Here is a 21,041-nt window from a genome sequence, read left to right on the forward strand (position 1 = left end):
GCATCATAACGCGCACCAGGTTTTCCACATATCCCGACAGGCTTCTTCAAGCTCGCGGGCGGCGGCGTGGCCGCTCATGGCCTTGCTGTTTTTCATCCGGTCGCGCATGCCGGCCCGAATGGTGGTAAGGGCGTTGATATCCTGTGTCAGAAGGAGGGCCTTTTCGACGTAGCCTTTCTGTGTTTCCGCCGCCAGTGCATCAAGCCCGACATCGGACAGCAGGCAAAGTCCCGTGCGGGATGCCGGTGTTTCCCCAGCCATCGTGACAAACGGAATACCGTGCCAGAGCATATCAAAATAGCGCGCGATATCGATCATCGGGAACGGGGCCAAGCCGATATCGATCCGGGCGTAAAGATCGGGTTTGTCTTCGGGACTGACCGTACCAATCAGATTGACGCGATCCGAGTGCAGCCCGGCCTGCCTCAGCCGATCCAGCATCGTCTTTCTGGCAAAGGCGTCGCCTAGAACATCATCCTGAATGACAAGGCGGCTGCCCTTGATCTTGTTTAAAACACGCGCAAAGCAGTTGAGGCTGGCGTCACTGATGTTTGATAGCTGGTCAAAGCAGCCAAAGGTCACGACCTCGTCAATTGCCGCCGGAAGGAGGCTTAGGGGGGCGGCATCATCGGCACCGGCATAGGCAAACGGCCCCGATCCCAAATGCTGCACATTTTCGCAAAACAGCTTGTTTTCGGCAGGTTTTGACGGGATCGCACGATGATGGACAAGGATATAATCCATCTGGCTGATGCCGGTTGTCATCGGAGCGATACTGGCCTGAACCGGGGCAGCGCGATGGGCAAATACCGTGATCGGCTGATTTGCGACCGGGCCGGTCAGGTCAAACAGGATGTCGATCCTGTCCTTGCGGATACGCTCAGCGATTTGAAGCGGGCTTTGGCCGTAAACCTCGCGCCAGCCATCGGCCATGACCTGCCATGAACGGGTGGTTTGGTCCGGGCGCGGGGTGGCCGAATACAGAAACAGTTCGACCTCGTTGCGGTTAAGGTGCCGGGCGACACCTGATAGGAGGGCGAAGGAAGCATGTTCGCAAAAATGCGGTGACAGCCATCCGATGCGAAGCCGTTTATCGACCTGTTTGCTGTTGATGAAGTTCGGCTCGGGCAAGGCTGGCATGTGGCTGCGTGCCCATTGGCGGGCCTGTTTAAGATATTCGACCCCGCCGATATCAGGCAGCCTGGCAACGGCAGCCAGAAGAGCGGTATGAGCCGTGGCATTTGCCGGGTGTTTTTCCACAAGAACGGTCAGTTCGGCAATTGCGCTTGCAATATCGCCGCACCGCAATTCGATATCGGCAATTTCAAGATCGATTTCGATCCTGCCCTTGGCAAGGCGCTTGGCGGTTTTAAGGATCGCGATCGCCTTGGCATAATCGCCCTGTGCCGAGAGCGCGCGGCCCAAACCGTGCAGGGCCGGGACATGACGGGGATCAATGCTGAGCGCGCGTTGATACAGGTTTTGCGCCATGCCGGGATAGCCAAGCCGCAGCGAAACATCGCCGACACGGCAAATCATATTCGGGGTGATGCCGGCGGCCTCGGCGGCGCGGTCAAGCGACGCGAGTGCGGCTTCTTCCTGCCCCAGTGCGTGCAATGCCTCGCCAAATAACAAAAGGCCTTCGTAATGATCGGGTTTAAGGCCCAGCAACCGACCCAGAAGGTCCACCGTCTGCCCGATATGGCCGCGTGGCATTTCAAGGCGGGCGAGATGATAAAGGGCAGTGGGGAAATCGCCGTGATAGCTGATGGCCTGGCGGAATTCGTCGATGGCCTTTTCGATCTGTCCGGCGCGTTCCAGCGCAATCGCGAAATTGCACCGAACGGCAGGATTGGCACCAAGCCGGGGCAGGCAGCTATCAAACAGTTCAAGGGCCTCGCGGTGGCGGTCAATGCCGGTCAGAAGAGTCGCCAGCAGATGTTCGACTTCGGGATTTCCGGGCGAAAGCGACAGGGCACGACGGTAAATCTTCTCGGCCTCATCAGGACGGTTGCCTTCATGCGCGCTTAGTCCACGCCTGAGCAGTGTCTTGAGATCGGCCGACATCGATATGCTTTACCTCGTAAGATGGACAGTCCTGATCGCTGTCATATGGGGCAGCATGCAGAAAAAGGAACGTTCTGTCATTGCTTTAAAGCATTTCATCGTTTCAGGAAAAAGAATGATGGCGCCGTAAAAAGCATAAAAAAAACCCCGAGCCTGCAAGCAGGCCGGGGTGAGAATGGGAGTGGGAGAATCGCCTGGCGGCGATAATCACCTATTAAGATATGGATTGTGGTCGAGGCCGTCGCCTATCTAATGGGATAGCATTTTGGGTCTTTCGGGTAGGTTGGCTAGGGGAAGGTGGTGGAATTCCCGAAACTTAACCCGGTGATTGAAAGTGCTGCCTTGGAAAGGGCTGCTATCTTTCAGGTAGCATTCGTTCCATATGGCGCAAAAACACGAAATTTTCGGGCAAAAAACTGTCATTGGGCGCGAAGACTGTGCTAGAAGCCCTAAATATGTGACAATGATAAATACCCCGCGAAGATAGAGAGGTTCGACCATGCCGGAATATCGGTCCCGTACAACCACCCATGGCCGCAATATGGCCGGTGCGCGCGGCCTTTGGCGCGCCACGGGCATGAAGGATGAAGACTTTGACAAGCCGATCATTGCGGTCGTCAACAGCTTTACCCAGTTCGTCCCCGGCCACGTTCACCTGAAAGACCTTGGTCAGATGGTGGCACGCGAAATCGAAGCTGCCGGTGGTGTTGCCAAGGAATTCAATACCATTGCCGTTGATGACGGTATTGCGATGGGCCATGACGGCATGCTTTACAGCCTGCCGTCACGTGAAATCATCGCGGATTCCGTCGAATATATGGTCAATGCCCATTGCGCGGATGCGATGGTCTGCATTTCGAACTGTGACAAGATCACGCCGGGCATGCTGATGGCTGCCATGCGCCTTAACGTTCCGGCGGTGTTCGTTTCCGGTGGCCCGATGGAGGCCGGGAAGGTCACCATCAATGGTCAGGAACGTCATCTTGACCTTGTTGATGCGATGGTCGAAGCCGCCGATCCGAAAATCTCGGACGAACAGGTTGCTGTTGTCGAACGGTCGGCATGTCCGACCTGTGGTTCGTGTTCCGGGATGTTTACCGCCAACTCGATGAACTGTCTGGCCGAGGCTCTCGGTCTTGCACTTCCGGGTAACGGTTCGGTGCTGGCAACGCATGCCGCGCGCCAGGAACTGTTCCTTGAGGCAGCGCGCACATCCGTCAAGCTGGCGCGCCGTTATTACGAGGAAGAAGACGTTACCGCGACCCCGCGTGGCATCGCGACGTTCGAAGCCTTTGAAAACGCCATGGCGCTTGACATCGCGATGGGCGGTTCGACCAATACGGTTCTTCATCTTCTGGCTATCGCCAAGGAAGCGGAGGTCGATTTTACCATGGCGGATATGGATCGCCTGTCGCGCAAGATCCCGTATCTGTCCAAAGTGGCGCCAAACCACCCGAAATTCCACATGGAAGATGTTCATCGTGCGGGAGGTATCATGCGTATTCTGGGCGAACTGGATCGTGCCGGTTTGCTCCATACCGATGTTTCGACCGTACACGCCAAAACCATGGCCGATGCCCTGGAAAAGTGGGACATCAAACGCACCAAGAACGAGGCCGTCCAAAAGTTCTATCGCGCCATGCCGGGCGGTATTCCGACCCAGACCGCGTTTAGTCAGGAGCGTTATTGGGATGATCTCGATCTCGATGAAAAAGAAGGCTGCATTCGCGACGTTGCGCATGCTTACAGTCAGGATGGTGGTCTTGCGGTTCTGTTTGGCAATTTTGCGACCAATGGTTGCATCGTCAAGACCGGTGGTGTGGATGAAAGCATCCTGAAATTCACCGGTCCGGCCGTGATCTGCGAAAGCCAGGATGAGGCGGTTGCCAAGGTTCTGGGTGGTGAGGTCAAGGAAGGCGATGTTGTTGTCATCCGTTATGAAGGGCCCAAAGGTGGTCCGGGCATGCAGGAAATGCTGTATCCGACCAGCTATCTGAAATCGATGGGGCTGGGCAAGGCCTGCGCGCTTGTCACCGATGGCCGTTTCTCGGGCGGGACGTCGGGTCTTTCGATTGGCCATGTATCGCCCGAAGCGGCGGCAGGCGGTGAAATTGCCCTGATCGAGCCGGGTGATATGATCGAAATCGATATTCCGAACCGTTCGATTAAAATTGCGGTCGATGACGCGGTTCTGGCTGCACGCCGTCAGGAAATGGAAGCCAAGGGCAAGGATGCCTGGAAACCGGCCAAGCCGCGCAAACGCAAGGTCACAACGGCCCTTCGTGCCTATGCCGCGCTTGCAACCAGCGCCGATCAGGGTGCGGTCCGCGATGTGACGCAGGTCGAATTTTAAGTCGTTCAAACCATAACATCAAAAAAGCCGCCCGGTTCGCCGGGCGGCTTTTGTTTTGGCGCGAGGATGATCAGGGTTTGCGCAGCGTGCTGAACCCATGCGCAAGGCTGTGGCCAAGGTTGGGCAGGGCATTGGCAATCGCCTGCACGGCAAAACCGATAAACAGAATTCCGGTGGCGCGCACGATCCAGATTTCATGGCGCTGATAGGCCCGGTGCAAAATCCCAAGCCCGACAACCCAAATCAGGATCAGATCGGCAATCAGAAACCCGACGGCAGAGGCCAGCAAAAGCCCGGTTATGCTGTCCCAGCCAAGCGATGCGGCATCCTGTGCCAGAAGGGCTGTGAACATCGCAACCGCGACCGGATATCCCTTGGGATTGGTGATCCCGAAGATAAAGCCGCGTCGCCACGGACGGCGCACGGTAATATTGACCGCACCGTCGACCTTGCGCTTTGCGATAACCGCACGGATGCCAAGCCAGAAAAGATAAACACCGCAAATCATCGCCAGAATATCAAATACCATCGGATCAAGTACGCGCGACCCGATGATCGCCACCAGTGCCAGACTGGCCCACATGATATCCCCGGCAAAATGCCCGAACAGGAAGCCGGCACTTGCCCGGCGGCCCTGCGCGGCACCAATGCCCAGCATCGCCAAAAAGGCCGGGCCGGGTGTCAGGGTATAGATGGCGGCCGCGACCATCGCCCCGATCAACATCGATATTTCCATGGTTGTTTCATCCCGTATATCTTTTCGGTAATGCTAGCACAGCCTGAGACAACAAACCCCGCCAAACTGACTGGCGGGGTTTGCTCGGGCAGGGTGACTAGCCCCGCCGGGAGGTTGGATTAAGCTGGTTTACGCAAGCACCCGGTCAAGGGGCAGGTAATCGTAGCCAAGATCACGCGCGACGGCCTCATAGGTGATGCGACCTTCGTGAACGTTGAGCCCTGCGGCCAGATGGGGATCTTCCTGGCAGGCTTTTTTCCAGCCCTTGTCGGCCAGTGCCAGGGTAAAGGGCAGGGTTGCGTTATTGAGCGCAAAAGTCGATGTGCGGGCGACCGCACCGGGCATGTTGGCAACACAGTAGTGCACCACGTCATCAACGATATAGGTCGGATCGGCATGGGTGGTGGCTTTGGATGTTTCAAAGCAGCCGCCCTGATCAATCGCGACATCGACAATCACCGAACCCGGCTTCATTTTTGAAAGCTGGTCCTTGTGGATCAGTTTCGGTGCCGCGGCACCGGGGATCAGGACTGCACCGACAACCATGTCGGCATCATAGACCAGTGCCTCGGTATCATCGATGGTGGCATATTGCGTTTTGATGCGTGGGCCAAACAGATCGTCAATCTGTGTCAGGCGTTTGACATTCTTGTCGAGAATGATGACGTCCGCGCCCATGCCTGCGGCAATGCGGGCGGCATTGGTGCCGACAACACCACCACCGATCACAACTACCTTGGCGGGGGCAACGCCGGGCACACCGCCCAGCAACATGCCGCGTCCGCCATTGGCCTTTTGCAGGGCAGCAGCCCCAACCTGCGGGGCCATGCGACCGGCAACTTCGGACATCGGGGCCAGCAACGGCAGGCCACCATTTTTATCAGTCACGGTTTCATAGGCAATCGCGGTCACACCGGATTTGACCAGACCTGCGGTCTGTTCGGGGTCGGGTGCCAGATGAAGATAGGTAAACAGAAGCTGCCCTTCGCGGAGCTGCTCGTATTCGACTTTCTGCGGTTCCTTGACCTTTACGACCATTTCGGATTTGGCAAAGATTTCGGCCGCGGTGTCGACGATTTTTGCGCCGGCTGCGAGGTAATCATCGTTGCTGCAACCGATACCGGCACCAGCATTGGTTTCGATGATCACATCATGCCCGTGTGCCGTGACTTCACGCACGGAACTTGGGGTCAGGCCGACGCGATATTCATGGTTTTTGATTTCTTTCGGAATGCCAATAAGCATTGTGTTTCTCCCGGACAAACGTGGCAGCGATAACGGGTTGTCCCGTTTTTAGTTGTCTATGCAGGATACCCGAAAATTGTGGCAATTTCCCTTCAATCATCGGTGAGTTTGGTGGTATTAATGCTATATAATTTTAAAAAATCCGCTTCAGGCAGGGAGAATATTCGAAATGCAGATGGACGAACGTGACCGGATGATCCTGCGGCTGCTTCAACGCGATGGCCGTATCAGCAACGCCGAACTGGCCGAAAAGGTCAATCTGTCGGCTTCTGCCTGTTTGCGCCGTGTCCGGCTTCTGGAAGAAGCCGGTCTGATTGACCGTTACACCATGCTGCTTAATCCGGCCCGCATCGGCAAACCGGGCAATGCATTCGTCAATATTTCGATTGCACGCCAGACCCGCGAAGCGTTGGAAACCTTTGAAAAGGAAATCCAGTCAGTGCCCGAGGTGGTCGAATGCTATCTGCTGGCCGGGCAAAGCGATTATCTGGTGCATGTGGTCTACAGTAACACAGCCGACTATGAACGCATACATAGCGAGGTTCTGACCCAGCTTCCGGGTGTGGAGCGTGTTCAGACCATCATCACGCTGCGCGAAGTCAAACGCACGACCGAATTGCCGGTCTGATACTCCGTTCCAGTTCGCAGCCGCAGCGAATCAAATCTGTACGGATTTTTCGATTTTGTGCGCCGAAACGTTCCTTGATTGAGGTATGGTGACCAATGTTCATCTATCGCGCGTTCAAAAAACACAGGCGAACTGTTTGTTACATAAAAGTTTCTTTGATTTTTTCTATCAAAAGTCGCCGCGCGATTTGACTTTTGAATGAATTAAAAGGCATTAATATAAGTTCAGGGAGAATGTTGGGGGAATAATTCTCTATGGAAAACGAATGTCTTGTTCGTGCGCGTAGCCACGAGCAAAAGCTTAAACGTAGAAACGATATACTTGTCGCGGCCGAGGCGCTTTACCTTGAGGGGGACGGACAACTGCCATCGGCAGCCGAAGTCGCCAAGAAGGCAAACCTCGCCAAAGGCACGCTATATCTTTATTTTTCAAGCAAGGAAGCCCTTTTTCTGGAAGTCCTGCGCGGATTCCTGAAGGGGTGGTTTGAAAACAATCTTGAAGTGATTGAACAGGAAGCGTTGCGGCGTCCCGAAGAACGGGATTCGGCGCGCGTTGCACTGCAATTCGTGCAATATCTGGTCAAGCGGAAGCAGTTCCTGCATCTGGCATCCCTGTCACAAGGGGTTCTGGAACAGGGGACGGATGATGAAGCCGTGCTTAGCCATCGAAGATTTGTTTCTTCAATGGTCAAACGTACAGCCGATGCCTTGTCCGAGCTTTATGCCATCACGCCCGAAGATGCCAACAAGCTGATGCGTACGTCGTATGCACTGGTGATTGGCATGTGGCAGATGTCACAGATTCCGGATCGTGTTGCCGAACTGATGCGCCAGAACGCATTGGATAACCTGATTATCGATTTCAGTGTGGCAGCCGAAGAAGCCGTTGTGTCTTATTGGCGTGTCCTTGCGCCGGGCATGAAATGCCGTGAATTCCTGCGGCAGATGGCGGAACAGAATCAGGCCTGATTTCAGGTTTGTATTCGGGTTTTCCATCCGGATCATAAAAAAAGCAGCACCTGCAAAGGTGCTGCTTTTTGTTTTGGGCGACATGGAATCAGTTGTCGATTGTTGCCTGATTCATGGATCGGGTACGCGCCCGTTCGGATCGCAGGATCAGCAGGCTCGAAATCACGATCATCACCGATACCGCAAGGATGATGAGCGTTGCGAGCGCGTTGATTTCCGGCGAAACGCCAAGTCGCACGGACGAGAAAACCTTCATCGGCAGGGTGGTGGAACCCGGACCGGCGACGAAGCTTGCAATCACCAGATCATCAAGAGACAGGGTGAAAGACAGCAGCCAGCCAGCGAGAAGTGCCGGCAGGATCATTGGCAGCGTAATGACAAAGAAAATCTTTGCCGGTTTGGCGCCAAGGTCCATCGCGGCTTCTTCGACCGAGGTATCCATACCCGCCAGTCGCGATTGCACAACAACCGCGACATAGGCCGCACAGAAGGTCGTGTGTGCGATCACGATCGTGGTAACGCCACGCCCGGCCGGCCAGCCGATAAGCTGTTCAAGGGTAACAAACAGCAGCAGCAATGACAGGCCGGTGATGACTTCGGGCATGACAAGCGGGGCAGCAACCATACCCGAAAACAGGGTGCGACCCTTGAACCGGCCAAAGCGGGACATGACAAGCCCCGCAGGGGTCCCGACGGCCAATGCCAGCGTTGCCGACATCACCCCGATCCGAAGGCTATTCCAGGCCGCATCAATCATGCCGTCATTGGAAAACAGCGACACATACCATTTGAACGAGAAGCCGGTCCAAACGGTCACAAGCTTGCCCTCGTTAAACGAGTAAATGATCACAAGCAGGATCGGCACATAGAGGAATGCAAAGCCGAACACCAGAGCACTTAGAAGGAAAGTCGAACGTTTGCCGGTCATTGTCCGTTCTCCTCCTGCTTGGTCTGGATATGCTGGAACCACATGATCGGCACGACAAGGAACAGCAGCATGGCAATCGCGACCGAGGATGCAATCGGCCAGTCACGGTTGGCAAAGAATTCGTTCCACAATGTCCGGCCGATCATCAGGGTATTTGGCCCGCCAAGAAGTTCCGGAATAACGAATTCGCCAACGGATGGAATGAATACCAGAAGTGATCCCGCCAAAATGCCGGGCATGGAGAGGGGCAATGTTACCTTCATGAAGGCCTGCCATGGCTTGCAACCAAGATCCAGGGCGGCCTCGATCAGGCTGACATCCATTTTTTCCAGCGTGGAATAAAGCGGCAGGATCATGAAGGGCAGGTAGGTATAGACAATGCCGATATAGACCGCGAATTCGGTCTGGCGCATGATCAGCGGCTCGGAAATGATGCCAAGGTTCAGCAGCAGGGCATTGATCAGGCCTTCGCGGTCCAGAATGCCGATCCAGGCGTAAACCCGGATCAGGAAGCTGGTCCAGAAGGGCAGGATCACCATCATCAGAAGGACACTGCGAAGCGATCCTTGTGCGCGCGCAATGCCATAGGCCATCGGATAGCCGATCAGAAGCGTGATCACGGTTGAAATCGCCGCAATCCGGATCGAATTCAGATAGGCCGAGATATAAAGGCTGTCGCTGAGCAGAAACAGGTAATTGCCGAAATTGATCGTGATATTGACGCCTTCGTCAATCCACGTGAACAGCGCGCTATAGGGCGGCTGGGCATATTCGGCGGTGGCGAAGCTGATCTTGAGCACGATCAGGAACGGGATAAGGAAGAACAGCATCAGCCAGAGATAGGGCAGGCCGATCACAATGACCCGTCCGTGCTTGAGCATCAGGCGATCATAACGTTGTTTAAGGGTTGGCTTGTCACGGCTCATTGGTTCAGAACCGAAGCAGCCCCGGCCTCCCACGTCACCCAAACGCGATCTTCCCACGTGTAACGCGGTTCGACATGGCGGCTGGAATTGGGTTCGGTGACCTTGATGCGGAAGCCGCTGTCAAGGCGCACATGGTAAGTCGACAGCCCGCCGAGATAGCCGATTTCCTCGACCTTTCCCGACAGGCAATTGTATTTCGTATCGGTCGGCTGTTCGGTCAGCAGACGCAAGCGTTCAGGGCGGAGCGCGATCCAAAGTGTCGCACCTTCGTGGCCCTGAACGGCGTGGTCGATATAAATCTCGCCACCGGCATCGTCGGACTGGATGACCGCGTATTTTTCATCGTCATCAACAAGCGTTCCCTCGATCAGGTTAACCTGACCCAGGAAGTTCGCGGTAAAGCGGCTGTTGGGATATTCGTAAAGCTCGAACGGGGTGCCAAGCTGACGGATTACGCCTTCATTCATCACGGCAATGCGCGATGCCATGGTCATGGCTTCTTCCTGGTCATGGGTGACCATGACGAAGGTGGTGCCGACCTTTTCCTGAATGTTGACCAGTTCGAACTGCGTTTGTTCACGCAGCTTTTTATCAAGCGCGCCCAGCGGTTCGTCGAGCAGCAGCACCTTGGGTTTTTTGACAAGGGATCGTGCCAGGGCAACACGCTGGCGCTGGCCGCCGGAAAGCTGATGGGGTTTGCGTTTGGCAAACTTGGTCATCTGCACAAGGGCCAGCATATCGGAAACCAGTGTGCGGATTTCCGATTTCGGCAATCCGTCCTGATGGAGGCCAAAGGCCACATTCTGTTCAACTGTCATGTGCGGGAACAGGGCATAGGACTGGAACATCATGTTGGTCGGGCGTTCATAGGCCGGGACGCCAGCCATATCGACACCATCGATGAATATTTTACCTGCTGTCGGTTCCTCGAACCCGGCCAGCATGCGCAAAAGCGTTGTTTTGCCGCAACCCGATCCGCCCAGAAGGGCAAACAATTCATGCCGGTAAATATCAAGCGACACATCATCGACGGCATAAAAGTCGCCGAATTTCTTGGTCACATTCTCGAAACGGATAAACGGGACCGCGTCGGGATTGTTCCAAGGCTGAGTCTTGTGCACATCCTCGTGTGCTTTCTGCAAAGCCCCCTGCGACACCAAGCTTCTCCCCTTGTTTGTTGTCGAGATATACCCAAAACATCGGGCGACATGCCCGGCTGGTCTTTTCAGTCCGATTGCGTTCGACGTGCCGTCCGATGTTTTGGTTTTTCCTGATTAACAGGATGAAGCAATTCCACAATCTGTAAAGAGGGGTGTGCGATATTTTGAACGTTTTGTGACCAATGTTGCGATAAATGGCGGAAAAGTCAGTAGGGGTGTTCAGAAAATGGGCATTGTTCGCGGTTTCATTTCCTGCTGTCCTGCCTGGGTGCCTTGCGCGGTTTCACGCACACCATCGCGAGTCACAATGCCGCCGCCCTATATACCGCCATGCAAAAGGGGCGCTGCATGACTGCAACGCCCCTTTGACAGGTTTCGATATCAACCGGATCGATTACTGACCGGTTTTAAGCTTGGTCCACAGACGGGTACGGGTACGCAGTTCTTTCGGACCCGGCTCGATCTTGGAGCGCAGGCGTTCCTTGACTTCCTGTGACGGGTAAACGCCCGGATCGGATTTCAGATCTTCGTCGATGAATTCCATGGCCGCTTCGTTCGGGCTGGCATATTCGACATAGTTGGCAAGATCCGCACCGACATCGGCACGCAGGATGTAATCAATGAATTTGTGGGCCAATTCCGGGTTCGGTGCATCGGCAGGGATCATCATCACGTCAAACCAGATCAGCGTGCCTTCCTTCGGAATCACGTATTTGATCTCGTTGCCGTTGCCGGCTTCTTCTGCGCGAAGGGCAGCCTGGCCAACGTCACCCGACCAGCCGATAGATACACAGACGTTACCATTGGCAAGGTCGTTGATGTATTGCGAGCTGTGGAAATAGGTGATGTAGGGACGGACTTTTTCGAGTTCGGCCATCGCGGCTTCGATGTCTTCGTTCGACTGCTTGGAGTCCGGTTTGTCGAGATAGAAATTGACCAGCGGCACGATCTCGCCCGGATCATCAAGCATGGTCAGGCCGCATTTCGACAGCTTTTCGGCATATTGCGGGTCAAATACCAGCGCCCAGCTATCGAGCGGTGCATCGTCGCCCAGAGCTTCCTGAACCTTGGCAACGTTATAGCCAATGCCGTTGGTGCCCCAAAGGTAAGGAACCGCATAGTCGTTGTTCGGGTCGTATTTGGCGGTCTGGTTCAGGATCACCTTGTCCAGATTGCCAAAGTTTTCCAGTTTCGATTTATCGACTTTCTGGAAGATGCCCGCCTGGATCAGGCGCTGCGCATCGGCCAGCGTCGGCACGACCAGATCATAGCCCGAATTTCCTGCCAGAAGCTTGGCTTCGACAACCTGGTTGCTGTCATAAACGTCGTAATTGACCTTTACGCCATATTCCTTTTCGAAATTGGCCACGGTCTCTTCGCCGATATAATCAGACCAGTTATAAACGTTAAGGACTTCCTGTGCCGATGCACTTGCGGCAAAGCCCGAAAGGGCTGCGGCAAGGACAACAAGGCTTGAAGATTTAAGAAGTGATTTCATTTCGCTGAGCCTCCCATGTGGCAGCGTTTGAAAATTTGAAGGTCCTGTTATTGCTCTCTCCAAGACCTTCATATCCTTCGAATGCCTCAGGTTTTTGTCAAACACAAGATGGATTTTTGGGCATTTTTCGCATCAAGTGAAAAATTAGGCATTCATCATGCAACATTCTTGCGCCGGGGATGATGCCCCGGCGCAAGAATTCAATCAAACGTTCAGCAGAAGGTGTTCACGCTCCCACGCGCTGATCACCGTCTGGTAGGCATCCCATTCGGCTTCCTTGACGGCCAGAACCGCGGCCGAAAATTCTTCGCCCAACAGGTCTTTTAGCGGTTTGCACCGATGGAATTTTGCCAGCGCCTCGTGGATGTGGCGGGGCAGGGAGTGTGCCCGGTCATAACCCGAACCCTCGATCTGGGCGGTCGGATCGATTTCCTCGATAATACCGAGCAAGCCGCAGGCAAGCGATGCCGCAATCGCCAGATACGGGTTGGCATCGGCACCCGGAATCCGGTTTTCGATGCGGCGAGCATTGGCCGGACCGTTAGGCTGGCGCAGGCCGACCGTACGGTTATCAAGGGACCAGTGCATGTTGATCGGCGCATCCGACCAGGGCTGCAAACGGCGATAGCTGTTCATGTTCGGTGCCAGAAGCGGCATTGCCGCCGGAAGGTAACGCTGCAGGCCGCCGACATAGTTCAGGAACATCTGGGAATTGTCGCCATTGTCATCGGCAAACAGGTTTTTGCCTGTTTTGATGTCGATGACGCTCTGATGGATGTGCATGGCACTGCCCGGATGGTTGCCCATCGGTTTGGCCATGAATGTGCCATAGACCCCATGTTTGAGCGCGGTTTCACGCAGCGTGCGTTTGAACAAGAATGCCTGATCGGCCAGTTCAAGCGGCGCACCGTGATTGAAGTTCATTTCAAGCTGGGCAGGGCCCGACTCGTGGCTCATGGTATCGGCGTCGATATCCATGGCTTCGCAATAATCATAAAGGTCTTCGATCAGCGGATCGAATTCGTTGATCGCATCAATGCCAAAGGCGTTCGATGCCCGTTCCGGGCGGCCCGAACGACCGATTGGCGGCTCAAGCGGGTTGTCCGGATCGGTGTTTTTTGCCACCAGATAAAATTCAAGTTCCGGGGCAATGATCGGCTTCATGCCGCGTTCTTCAAAGGCGGCCAGGACGCGTTTGAGAACGTGGCGCGGCGAGATCGACACCTCGTCGCCATAAAAATGGTAACAGTCGCAAATAATCTGTGCTGTCGGTTCTTCGTACCACGGCACGACGCGAATGGTTTCCGGATCGGGTACCATGACAACGTCTTTTTCCGCCGGGTCCAGAAACGCGTCGGTTTCTTCCGGGTAACCCCCGGTGACCGTCATGGAAAAAATTGCCTCGGGGATGGCAAGGCTTTTGGCTTCAAGCCCGCGCAAAAACTTTTGCGTTGGCAGAACCTTGCCTCGCGCCACCCCGGACATATCTGGGACAATACATTCGACTTCTTCAATTTTGCGGTCAGAAAGCCACTTTTTGAGATCGGTACTCATGTGTAGTCGGACGCTTTCGCGCCAGTCCTTCAAAATTGCATTTTCTTGCTTTTTCCGGGCGTTTCCCGGTGAAATTCACAAGAAAGGAGGTTTGTCTTCGATGAATTCAGAATGTTTTTTTGTTATTTGTTTCGATATTCGAATTTTGTGCGAACATTTCGGTGGATAGTCGAAGATATCAATTCATATATCTGGATGGCTCCCACCAAGTTGCGTTATAGTCGCCCCAGATTATAAGGGCAGCGGTTGGACGCTGGTCAAGGAGGTAAAATGAAAATCGAACATCCGTATCTTATGTTTCTTGGTGATGCACCGGACGAACTGGCTGCAAAAACCGCGATTGGCATCAAGCAGTGGCGCCCGGAATGGTGTGTCGCACAGCTAAGCCTTCCGGGCTGTCAGGCTGATCTTGGCCTGCCGGAAATGTCGATTGCCGAAGCCAAGGCCGCAGGCGTCAAAACCATCGTTCTGGGCGTTGCCAACCGTGGCGGCGTTATCGGACCGGCATGGATGGAAACCCTTCTGGCAGCGATTGATGCCGGTATGGATATCGCCAATGGCCTGCATACGCGCCTTTCGACGATTCCCGAACTGGTCGAAGCCGCCAATGCCAAAGGCGTGAAACTTTTCGACGTCCGTCACTTTGATGGCAAATTGCCGATTGGCAATGGTGAAAAGCGCCCGGGCAAACGTGTCTTGGCGGTTGGCACCGATTGCTCGGTCGGGAAAATGTACACCGCACTGGCCCTTGATGCCGAAATGAAAAAGCGCGGCATGAAGTCAACCTTCCGTGCGACCGGCCAGACCGGTATCTTCATCGCGGGCGAGGGCATTTCGGTTGATGCCGTGATTTCGGACTTCATTTCCGGCGCGGTCGAGACGATTGCACCGGCCAACGAGCCTGATCACTGGGACGTTGTCGAAGGGCAGGGCAGCCTGTTCCATGCATCGTTTGCCGGTGTCTCCATGGGCCTGATCCATGGTTCGCAGCCCGATGCGATCATCGTCTGTCATGAACCGACCCGTACCCACATGCGCGGTCTGCCGGGTTACAAGCTTCCGGACCTGAAAACCACGATGGAAGTCAACCTGATGCATGCACGCCTGACCAACCCCGATTGCGTGGTGGCCGGTTTCGCGATCAATACCAAGTCGCTTGACGATGCGGCTGCCAAAAAGCTTCTGGCCGAAGTCGAAGCCGAGTTTGGCCTGCCATGTGTTGACCCGGTTCGGACCGGTGTTGCACCGATCGTCGACAAACTGCAGGAGATCTGATGTGCCGCGCATAAGTGTCACATCCGAAGTCTGGCCGCTGCGCGTGGCGTTCAAAATCTCGCGCGGGGCCAAGACCGAGGCCCATGTCGTCAAGGTCACCCTGACCGATGGTGAATTCACCGGATATGGGGAATGCGTTCCCTATGCCCGTTATGGTGAAACCGTCGAAAAAGTGATTGCCGATATCGAGGCCCAGGCCGATGCCCTTTCGCGTGGTATGACGCGCAAGGAACTGCAGGACGCAATGAAGGCCGGTGCGGCGCGCAACGCAGTTGATTGTGCCTATTGGGACCTTGAGGCAAAGCGGTTTGACCGCCGTGCCTGGGAACTTGCCGAGCGCAAGGCACCCGAAGGCCTGATTACGGCAGAAACGCTTAGCCTTGATACGCCTGATGCGATGCGTGAAGCCGCGCGCAAGGCGGCATCGGCACCGTTGCTCAAGCTAAAGCTTAACGGTGAAAACGTTCTCGAATCTGTTCGTGCGGTTCGGGAAGGCGCGCCGACATCGCGTTTGATCGTTGATGCCAACGAGGCATGGTCGATTGAACTGCTTGAAGATATCGGGGCCGAACTCGACGCGCTTGGTGTGGAAATGATCGAACAGCCGCTGCCTGCCGGGCAGGATGATGGACTGCTTGATCTTGATTGTCCGGTGCTGCTTTGTGCGGATGAATCGATCCATACCGTCGCCGATATCCCGCGCCTTGCGCAGCTTTACGACATGATCAATATCAAGCTCGATAAAACCGGTGGTCTGACCGGGGCGCTTGAGCTTGCCGATGCCGCCGCCAAGGTCGGCATGCAGATCATGGTTGGCTGCATGGTCGGGACGTCGCTTGCGATGGCGCCGGCCATGATCGTTGCTGCCGATGCGCGCATTGTCGATCTTGACGGGCCTCTCTGGATGGCAAAGGACCGCGAAAATGGTCTGGCGTTTGACAAGGGTGTTATGGGGCTTCCGGACCGGGCGCTTTGGGGCTGATCCTGTTCCAGAAGGGTTGCGATCTGCCTTGATTATTGCCGCCATACCGGGTTTCCGGTGTGGCGGTTTCTTTTTATCGCATGACGGCCTTGCCCTTTATTGCGAGTCGCGAATGTTTCTTAGTTCGCCTTAGGGTTTTGCGAGTGAAGTGTATCGGAAAAACAACCTGAAGACGTTAATTTGCGTTCGACTTTGTGTTGAAACAGGTGCTTATTTGCATTTTTTCACTCGCGGTTAGTTAAAAATTAATTCAAATTTATACAGCCACCTCTTCTGGATAGTTGAATTGGCGGTTAAATCAGGGAACGATCATAAAAATTTCGGGGCTGCTGTGGCTCCTTCGCAAAGATGAGTTGGAGCTGATCCGCGTGCTATCTGGTCCCCGAAGAGATAGTCGGCGCTTCGCAGGGCCACTGCGTTGCCGCTATCGAGATTTCCTTTACACGCCCCGGCATGCAGAATTGCTGCATCTGCGGCGCAAGGAATCGGTCCAGCTGACTGCACGCTTCGCGGCCTTTTTCACCCTCGTTCTGCTGGCGCTTGTCCCGATCTGGGACGGGGCTTTTGGTAATGGCTTTTGGCAATCGCAAACCGTGATCATGCGCTTCCTCGTCATGGGGATTGCGATTGCGGTGCTGATCAATCGTGCGGTCAGTTCCCGATGGCGACGACGTGCGCCTTATCTGCCGATGCTGTTCCTTGTGATTGCTGCCACCCTGCTTTGCGGTTTTTCCGGGCTTGATCCGGATGCCTCGCCCAAGATGCTGACCGCGCACAGTTTCCTTCTGCTTGGTATCGTTGTTCTGGTAGCGATCATGCCTTTGACGCTGGTTGAGGCGGGGATAATGGTCTCGCCCATACTCGTCCTGCTGGTTTTTGGGGCGCAGGGGCCGGTTGCCAGTGGCTATGTTCCGGTTGAAATGATCCTGTCGGTTCTGCTGCCGCTTGCGGTAATGGCGGCATCGGTGCAGCTTTACCGTACGATTGTTGCCGCCCAGGAAATCGCGATTGATCCGCTGACAGGCGTTTATACCCGTGCCTTTGGCATGGAAATGCTGCGACTGAATTTTGAAACCGCCTATCGGAAACGCAGTCCGCTGACCGTGGCCTTTGTCGATCTTGATGATTTTAAAAAGATCAATGACCAGTTTGGTCATGATTACGGTGATCGTATTCTTGAGGAAGCCGGGCGCAATCTGGCGCAACGGTTCCGTCGTGCCGATCTGGTGATCCGCTGGGGTGGCGAGGAATTCCTTGTTATTCTGCCGGATCTCACGCTGGATCGTGCGAACGATGTCATGCATCGCGTCATGTCACCCGGTCTGGCTGCTCTTGCCAATGGCATGACGCAGCAGGCCAGCTACGGCCTTGCCGAACGGATCGAAGACGCCATTTCACAGCCGCATAACCTGATCGATCTGGCGGATCAGCGGATGTATGACGCCAAAAAACGTCATGACCGCGAACAGATCGTTGCTGATGGCCTGTCGGGCCGCAAGGTGGCAAAGCCGGTATCGGTCAAATCATCGGTCCGGGCGGATGGCAAGATCGTCAATCAGACCCTGAACTAGGCCTGTTTCCGAAATCAATCATCCTGCCTTTTTGCCGGTCACACGTTCTGTGGCCGTTTTTTATGCCGTATCGAAGCGAATCCCGTTTTTGTCGGGCCGGTTCGGCCAATATGTTTTCCAATGTATTTTTCCGCGTCAACGCTCCTGAAACCGTGAAACTGAGAGTTTCTGCGGGTTTTGAGCATATTCTCATGGCGGGAATCGAAGGGGGAATTTTCGAATTTATCGATGGAATCGCAGGTTTTCTGTCATTCCCTTGCATTCTGATTCGCTGTAAGTCGCCAAATTTTCACAAATGAACCGGCATCGGGAATGGGGGCAATGCTGAAAAAGTGACCTCAGATGGGCGGGATTCAGTTCGAAAAAGTGTCAGTTTGGTGAAATTTTGATCAAAAAAAGTGCATTTATTTTTTTGATAAAAAAATAGTCAAAAACGTGTTGCGTCCGCGCGATCTAATGGGTAATGTCTATTTGTGCGCTGCGGTAGGACGCAGTGCATTCCGGCGAGCGACTTGTCGCTCGTTTCTTGGACGTTTCCTCCCTAGACTTGGGCCGCTGTCACAGGCGGCCTTCTTTTTTGCCTGAATTCCAAAGATTTGCGGGGATTTCAGGGAGCAGGAATTTTCACCGAAAATATCATCATGCCGCCTACGCGGAATTGTGCAGTGCAAATCGCGCATTGGTTAAAGGCCGGTGCTGATCTTTTTCGGGATGGGGATTTCCTGCCTGATTGGTACTCGGCAATCCAAAAGAAAAGGCACTGTCTGTCTAACCAGTGCCTTTGGTGGTTTGTCGTGCGATAGGGCGCATTGTGTCGGATTATTTTTCCCGTCCCGGATCGTGTTCCGGGAAGTTGCCGTCACCGTCGCCAAGGCCGCGCTGCATGATCACGCTATCGACCCAGCGGCCAAGTTTGAAGCCTGCCGATTGCAATGTGCCTGCCACCCGAAAGCCAAGGCGTGCGTGCAACCCGATAGAGGCCACGTTGGCGCTGTCGCCGATCACGGCGACCATCTGGCGATAGCCAAGGGCGGTACAGCGTCTGATCAGCTGGGACAGAAGCGCGCGACCGGCACCCTTGCCGACGACATCGGGCGCGATATAGATCGTGTCTTCGACCGTAAAACGATACGCCGGACGCGGGCGATAGGCGCCGGCATAGGCAAAACCCTCGACCCGGCCGTCGATTTCGGCAACGAGATAGGGCAGGCCGCGTTCGCGGACATGCTGCCAGCGCGATGTCAGTTCGGCGATTTCAGGCGCGCGTTCTTCGAACGAGGCCAGGCCATGCAGGACATGGTGGCCGTAAATCTCGGTGATGCGGCCAAAATCTTCTGGCTCGGCATCCCGGATCACAAGATCCTCGAGGGAGGCGTCGCCATTTGGCATCGGTTTGCCCGATGGTGAGGAAGAAACGGGGCTGGTGGTCATCAGAAGGGATTCCCGTCAAGATCGTGGAAGCACGATATCAGATGCGTCATCTGTTCGCGCAGGGTGTCAAATCCGCGATGGGGCGTGATCGTGTCCTCGTCCATGTAAAGCGAGCGTGAAAGCTCGATCTGCAGGCTGTGCACATGGTCTTCCGGTTGCCCGTAATGGCGCGTGCAGAACCCGCCTGCATATGGATCATTGTGCGACGGGGTAAAGCCCAGATCGCGGACACGATCTTCGACAAAGCGCGTCAAAGACGGATGGCAGGAACTTCCATAGCAATCGCCCAGAACCAGATCAACGCGGTTTTTGCTGCTGTCGACAGAATCCCCGGGCATCGAATGGCAATCAATCAGGATGCAATAGCCAAACTGGTCACGCGTTGCATCAATCAGCTTGCGAAGCGCACTGTGATAGGGATGGTAATAGGTATCGATCCGGTGCATCGCCTCGGCGACCGGCAGGCGCGCCTTGTATATCTCGATCCCGCCACTGACGACGCGCGGGATTGATCCCAACCCCGAAAGGGCCCGCATCGAATGAATATCCGCATCCGAAGGCAGGGGGCCATCAAACATGCGCGGGTCAAGCTCCAGCGCCCCGCGATTGACATCGACAAAGGCACGCGGAAATGTCGCGCACAGCATCGGTGCGCCAAGCTTGGGCGCGCTGGCAAAAAGCTGATCGACAAAGGCATCCTCGGATGCACGGAGCGCAAACGAGTCAATACGGGCAATCTCGATCAATTCCTGCGGATAATGGCGCCCGGAATGGGGCGATGCAAACACCACCGGCAGGGTTTGCCGGGATGGCAGGATGACGGTTGCCGGTCCACTGCCGGTAAGATCCGATGGCAACTGGTTCATTGTCGTTTGTTATATCTTCCCTAAACTGGATGATGATCATAGCAACAGCGATCCATCCCGTCCCCCATAGATGAAGATTTTTTGTCAAAAAACCAATTGAGGGGTTGCACCTTTTTCTGCCTTGGGCTAAATACCGCCTCGCCGTCACAAACGGCGCTGGCCAAGCCTTCCGCTTTGAAGGCCGGTCAGATGAAAGATGGGTTAGAGGGCCTATAGCTCAGTTGGTTAGAGCGTTCGCTTGACATGCGAGAGGTCACAAGTTCGAAGTCTTGTTAGGCCCACCATCTTTCCCCAAATACAGGGGCCTATAGCTCAGTTGGTTAGAGCGTTCGCTTGACATGCGAGAGGTCACAAGTTCGAGTCTTGTTAGGCCCACCATTTCCTCCCCGCCGGTTTCCGAGCGGGGCTTTGTGTTTCTGGCCCAAAGAAACCCGTCATCCTCCAAGGTTATCAAGACTTCCGGCGTGTCACGACGGCGGCGTATATTTCCCGCTTGAAGTTGGTTGTGTTATGTGTTGAATGCATTCAATCGAGCGTTTTGTTCCGGTCTGATGCCCTGTCATCGGGTCGGGCGATCTGGTGGAGGCCTTCCATGATCATGTCTTTTGAAACCGTCCTTGGCCTTCTTGCCGGATCACTGACCACGATTGCCTTCCTGCCGCAGGTTATACGTACCTGGCGCACGCGCTCGACGGCTGATATCTCGCTTGTGATGTTTCTGATCCTGTGCACGGGGATCGCGCTTTGGCTGGTTTATGGCCTGATCCGTGGTGACTGGCCGGTGATCATTGCCAACGGTTTTACCCTTGTGCTGGCCTCGACCATCCTGTTTTTCAAGCTTCGCCACGGATAA

Annotated in this window: 17 protein-coding genes and 2 tRNA genes; 9 read left to right on the forward strand and 10 right to left on the reverse strand. The window is 54.9% G+C overall.

Annotated elements, in window-relative coordinates; all coding sequences use genetic code 11:
* Positions 1-3: 3 nt before the first annotated feature.
* Entirely contained in the window at positions 4-2,067 is a 2,064-nt protein-coding gene (locus R1T41_RS15770; protein WP_317337757.1) for a tetratricopeptide repeat protein, read from the reverse strand.
* Positions 2,068-2,566: 499 nt separating this feature from the next.
* Here R1T41_RS15770 and ilvD point away from each other — a divergent pair, with 499 nt between their 5' ends.
* The gene (gene ilvD / locus R1T41_RS15775) at positions 2,567-4,420 is read left to right on the forward strand and encodes a dihydroxy-acid dehydratase (RefSeq protein WP_062951697.1); all 1,854 of its coding nucleotides are present in this window, start codon (positions 2,567-2,569) and stop codon (positions 4,418-4,420) included.
* Between the two features lie 70 nt (positions 4,421-4,490).
* Here the strand turns inward: ilvD and R1T41_RS15780 are convergent, their stop codons facing one another.
* On the reverse strand, positions 4,491-5,156 hold the full coding sequence (locus tag R1T41_RS15780; protein ID WP_317337758.1) for a LysE family translocator: 666 nt from the start codon (positions 5,154-5,156) through the stop codon (positions 4,491-4,493).
* A gap of 129 nt (positions 5,157-5,285) precedes the next feature.
* Entirely contained in the window at positions 5,286-6,401 is a 1,116-nt protein-coding gene (ald, locus tag R1T41_RS15785) for an alanine dehydrogenase (RefSeq protein WP_297205378.1), read from the reverse strand.
* A 169-nt stretch (positions 6,402-6,570) separates the two neighbouring features.
* Here ald and R1T41_RS15790 point away from each other — a divergent pair, with 169 nt between their 5' ends.
* Positions 6,571-7,029 (forward strand): Lrp/AsnC family transcriptional regulator, encoded by a 459-nt coding sequence (locus R1T41_RS15790; RefSeq protein ID WP_007092109.1) that lies wholly within the window; start codon positions 6,571-6,573, stop codon positions 7,027-7,029.
* Between the two features lie 254 nt (positions 7,030-7,283).
* Complete coding sequence (locus R1T41_RS15795; protein ID WP_062960061.1) at positions 7,284-7,997, forward strand: TetR family transcriptional regulator; 714 nt, start codon at positions 7,284-7,286, stop codon at positions 7,995-7,997.
* 88 nt (positions 7,998-8,085) lie between these two features.
* On the opposite strand, the gene R1T41_RS15800 is transcribed toward R1T41_RS15795, so the two are convergent.
* From R1T41_RS15800 to R1T41_RS15820, 5 genes are all read right to left on the reverse strand, one after another.
* Positions 8,086-8,925, reverse strand: a complete 840-nt coding sequence (locus tag R1T41_RS15800) for an ABC transporter permease subunit (RefSeq protein WP_062951701.1) — start codon at positions 8,923-8,925, stop codon at positions 8,086-8,088.
* Positions 8,922-9,851 (reverse strand): ABC transporter permease subunit, encoded by a 930-nt coding sequence (locus R1T41_RS15805; RefSeq protein ID WP_317337759.1) that lies wholly within the window; start codon positions 9,849-9,851, stop codon positions 8,922-8,924. Before R1T41_RS15805 ends, R1T41_RS15800 begins: the two co-directional genes overlap by 4 nt.
* Entirely contained in the window at positions 9,848-11,008 is a 1,161-nt protein-coding gene (locus R1T41_RS15810) for an ABC transporter ATP-binding protein (RefSeq protein WP_062951703.1), read from the reverse strand. Before R1T41_RS15810 ends, R1T41_RS15805 begins: the two co-directional genes overlap by 4 nt.
* Before the next feature lie 397 nt (positions 11,009-11,405).
* Entirely contained in the window at positions 11,406-12,509 is a 1,104-nt protein-coding gene (locus R1T41_RS15815; protein ID WP_062951704.1) for a polyamine ABC transporter substrate-binding protein, read from the reverse strand.
* A 204-nt stretch (positions 12,510-12,713) separates the two neighbouring features.
* Positions 12,714-14,063 (reverse strand): glutamine synthetase family protein, encoded by a 1,350-nt coding sequence (locus R1T41_RS15820; protein ID WP_062960060.1) that lies wholly within the window; start codon positions 14,061-14,063, stop codon positions 12,714-12,716.
* Between the two features lie 270 nt (positions 14,064-14,333).
* On the opposite strand from R1T41_RS15820, the gene dgcN reads away from it, so the two are divergent.
* From dgcN to R1T41_RS15835, 3 genes are all read left to right on the forward strand, one after another.
* A complete protein-coding gene (gene dgcN / locus R1T41_RS15825) occupies positions 14,334-15,338 on the forward strand; it encodes an N-acetyltransferase DgcN (protein WP_085646219.1) in 1,005 nt (334 codons plus the stop codon).
* A gap of 1 nt (position 15,339) precedes the next feature.
* Positions 15,340-16,320: an N-acetyl-D-Glu racemase DgcA gene (dgcA, locus tag R1T41_RS15830; protein ID WP_317337762.1), complete on the forward strand. Its 981-nt coding sequence runs from the start codon at positions 15,340-15,342 to the stop codon at positions 16,318-16,320.
* Positions 16,321-16,781: 461 nt separating this feature from the next.
* Complete coding sequence (locus R1T41_RS15835) at positions 16,782-17,891, forward strand: sensor domain-containing diguanylate cyclase (RefSeq protein ID WP_231858246.1); 1,110 nt, start codon at positions 16,782-16,784, stop codon at positions 17,889-17,891.
* A gap of 819 nt (positions 17,892-18,710) precedes the next feature.
* On the opposite strand, the gene R1T41_RS15840 is transcribed toward R1T41_RS15835, so the two are convergent.
* Together R1T41_RS15840 and R1T41_RS15845 are read right to left on the reverse strand one after the other, a co-directional pair.
* Positions 18,711-19,280 (reverse strand): N-acetyltransferase family protein, encoded by a 570-nt coding sequence (locus tag R1T41_RS15840; protein WP_317341584.1) that lies wholly within the window; start codon positions 19,278-19,280, stop codon positions 18,711-18,713.
* Positions 19,281-19,321: 41 nt separating this feature from the next.
* Positions 19,322-20,188, reverse strand: a complete 867-nt coding sequence (locus tag R1T41_RS15845; protein ID WP_085646222.1) for an N-formylglutamate amidohydrolase — start codon at positions 20,186-20,188, stop codon at positions 19,322-19,324.
* Between the two features lie 206 nt (positions 20,189-20,394).
* Here R1T41_RS15845 and R1T41_RS15850 point away from each other — a divergent pair.
* The 3 genes from R1T41_RS15850 (at position 20,395) to R1T41_RS15860 (ending at position 21,041) form a co-directional block, all read left to right on the forward strand.
* Positions 20,395-20,472, forward strand: a tRNA-Val gene (locus tag R1T41_RS15850).
* 17 nt (positions 20,473-20,489) lie between these two features.
* A tRNA-Val gene (locus tag R1T41_RS15855) sits at positions 20,490-20,566 on the forward strand.
* Positions 20,567-20,780: 214 nt separating this feature from the next.
* Positions 20,781-21,041 carry a SemiSWEET transporter gene (locus R1T41_RS15860; RefSeq protein ID WP_082824739.1) on the forward strand — a complete coding sequence of 87 codons (261 nt, stop codon included), beginning with the start codon at positions 20,781-20,783 and terminating at the stop codon, positions 21,039-21,041.

Origin of the sequence: Thalassospira lucentensis (genome assembly GCF_032921865.1) — a bacterium.
Classification (GTDB): Bacteria; Pseudomonadota; Alphaproteobacteria; order Rhodospirillales; family Thalassospiraceae; genus Thalassospira; species Thalassospira lucentensis_A.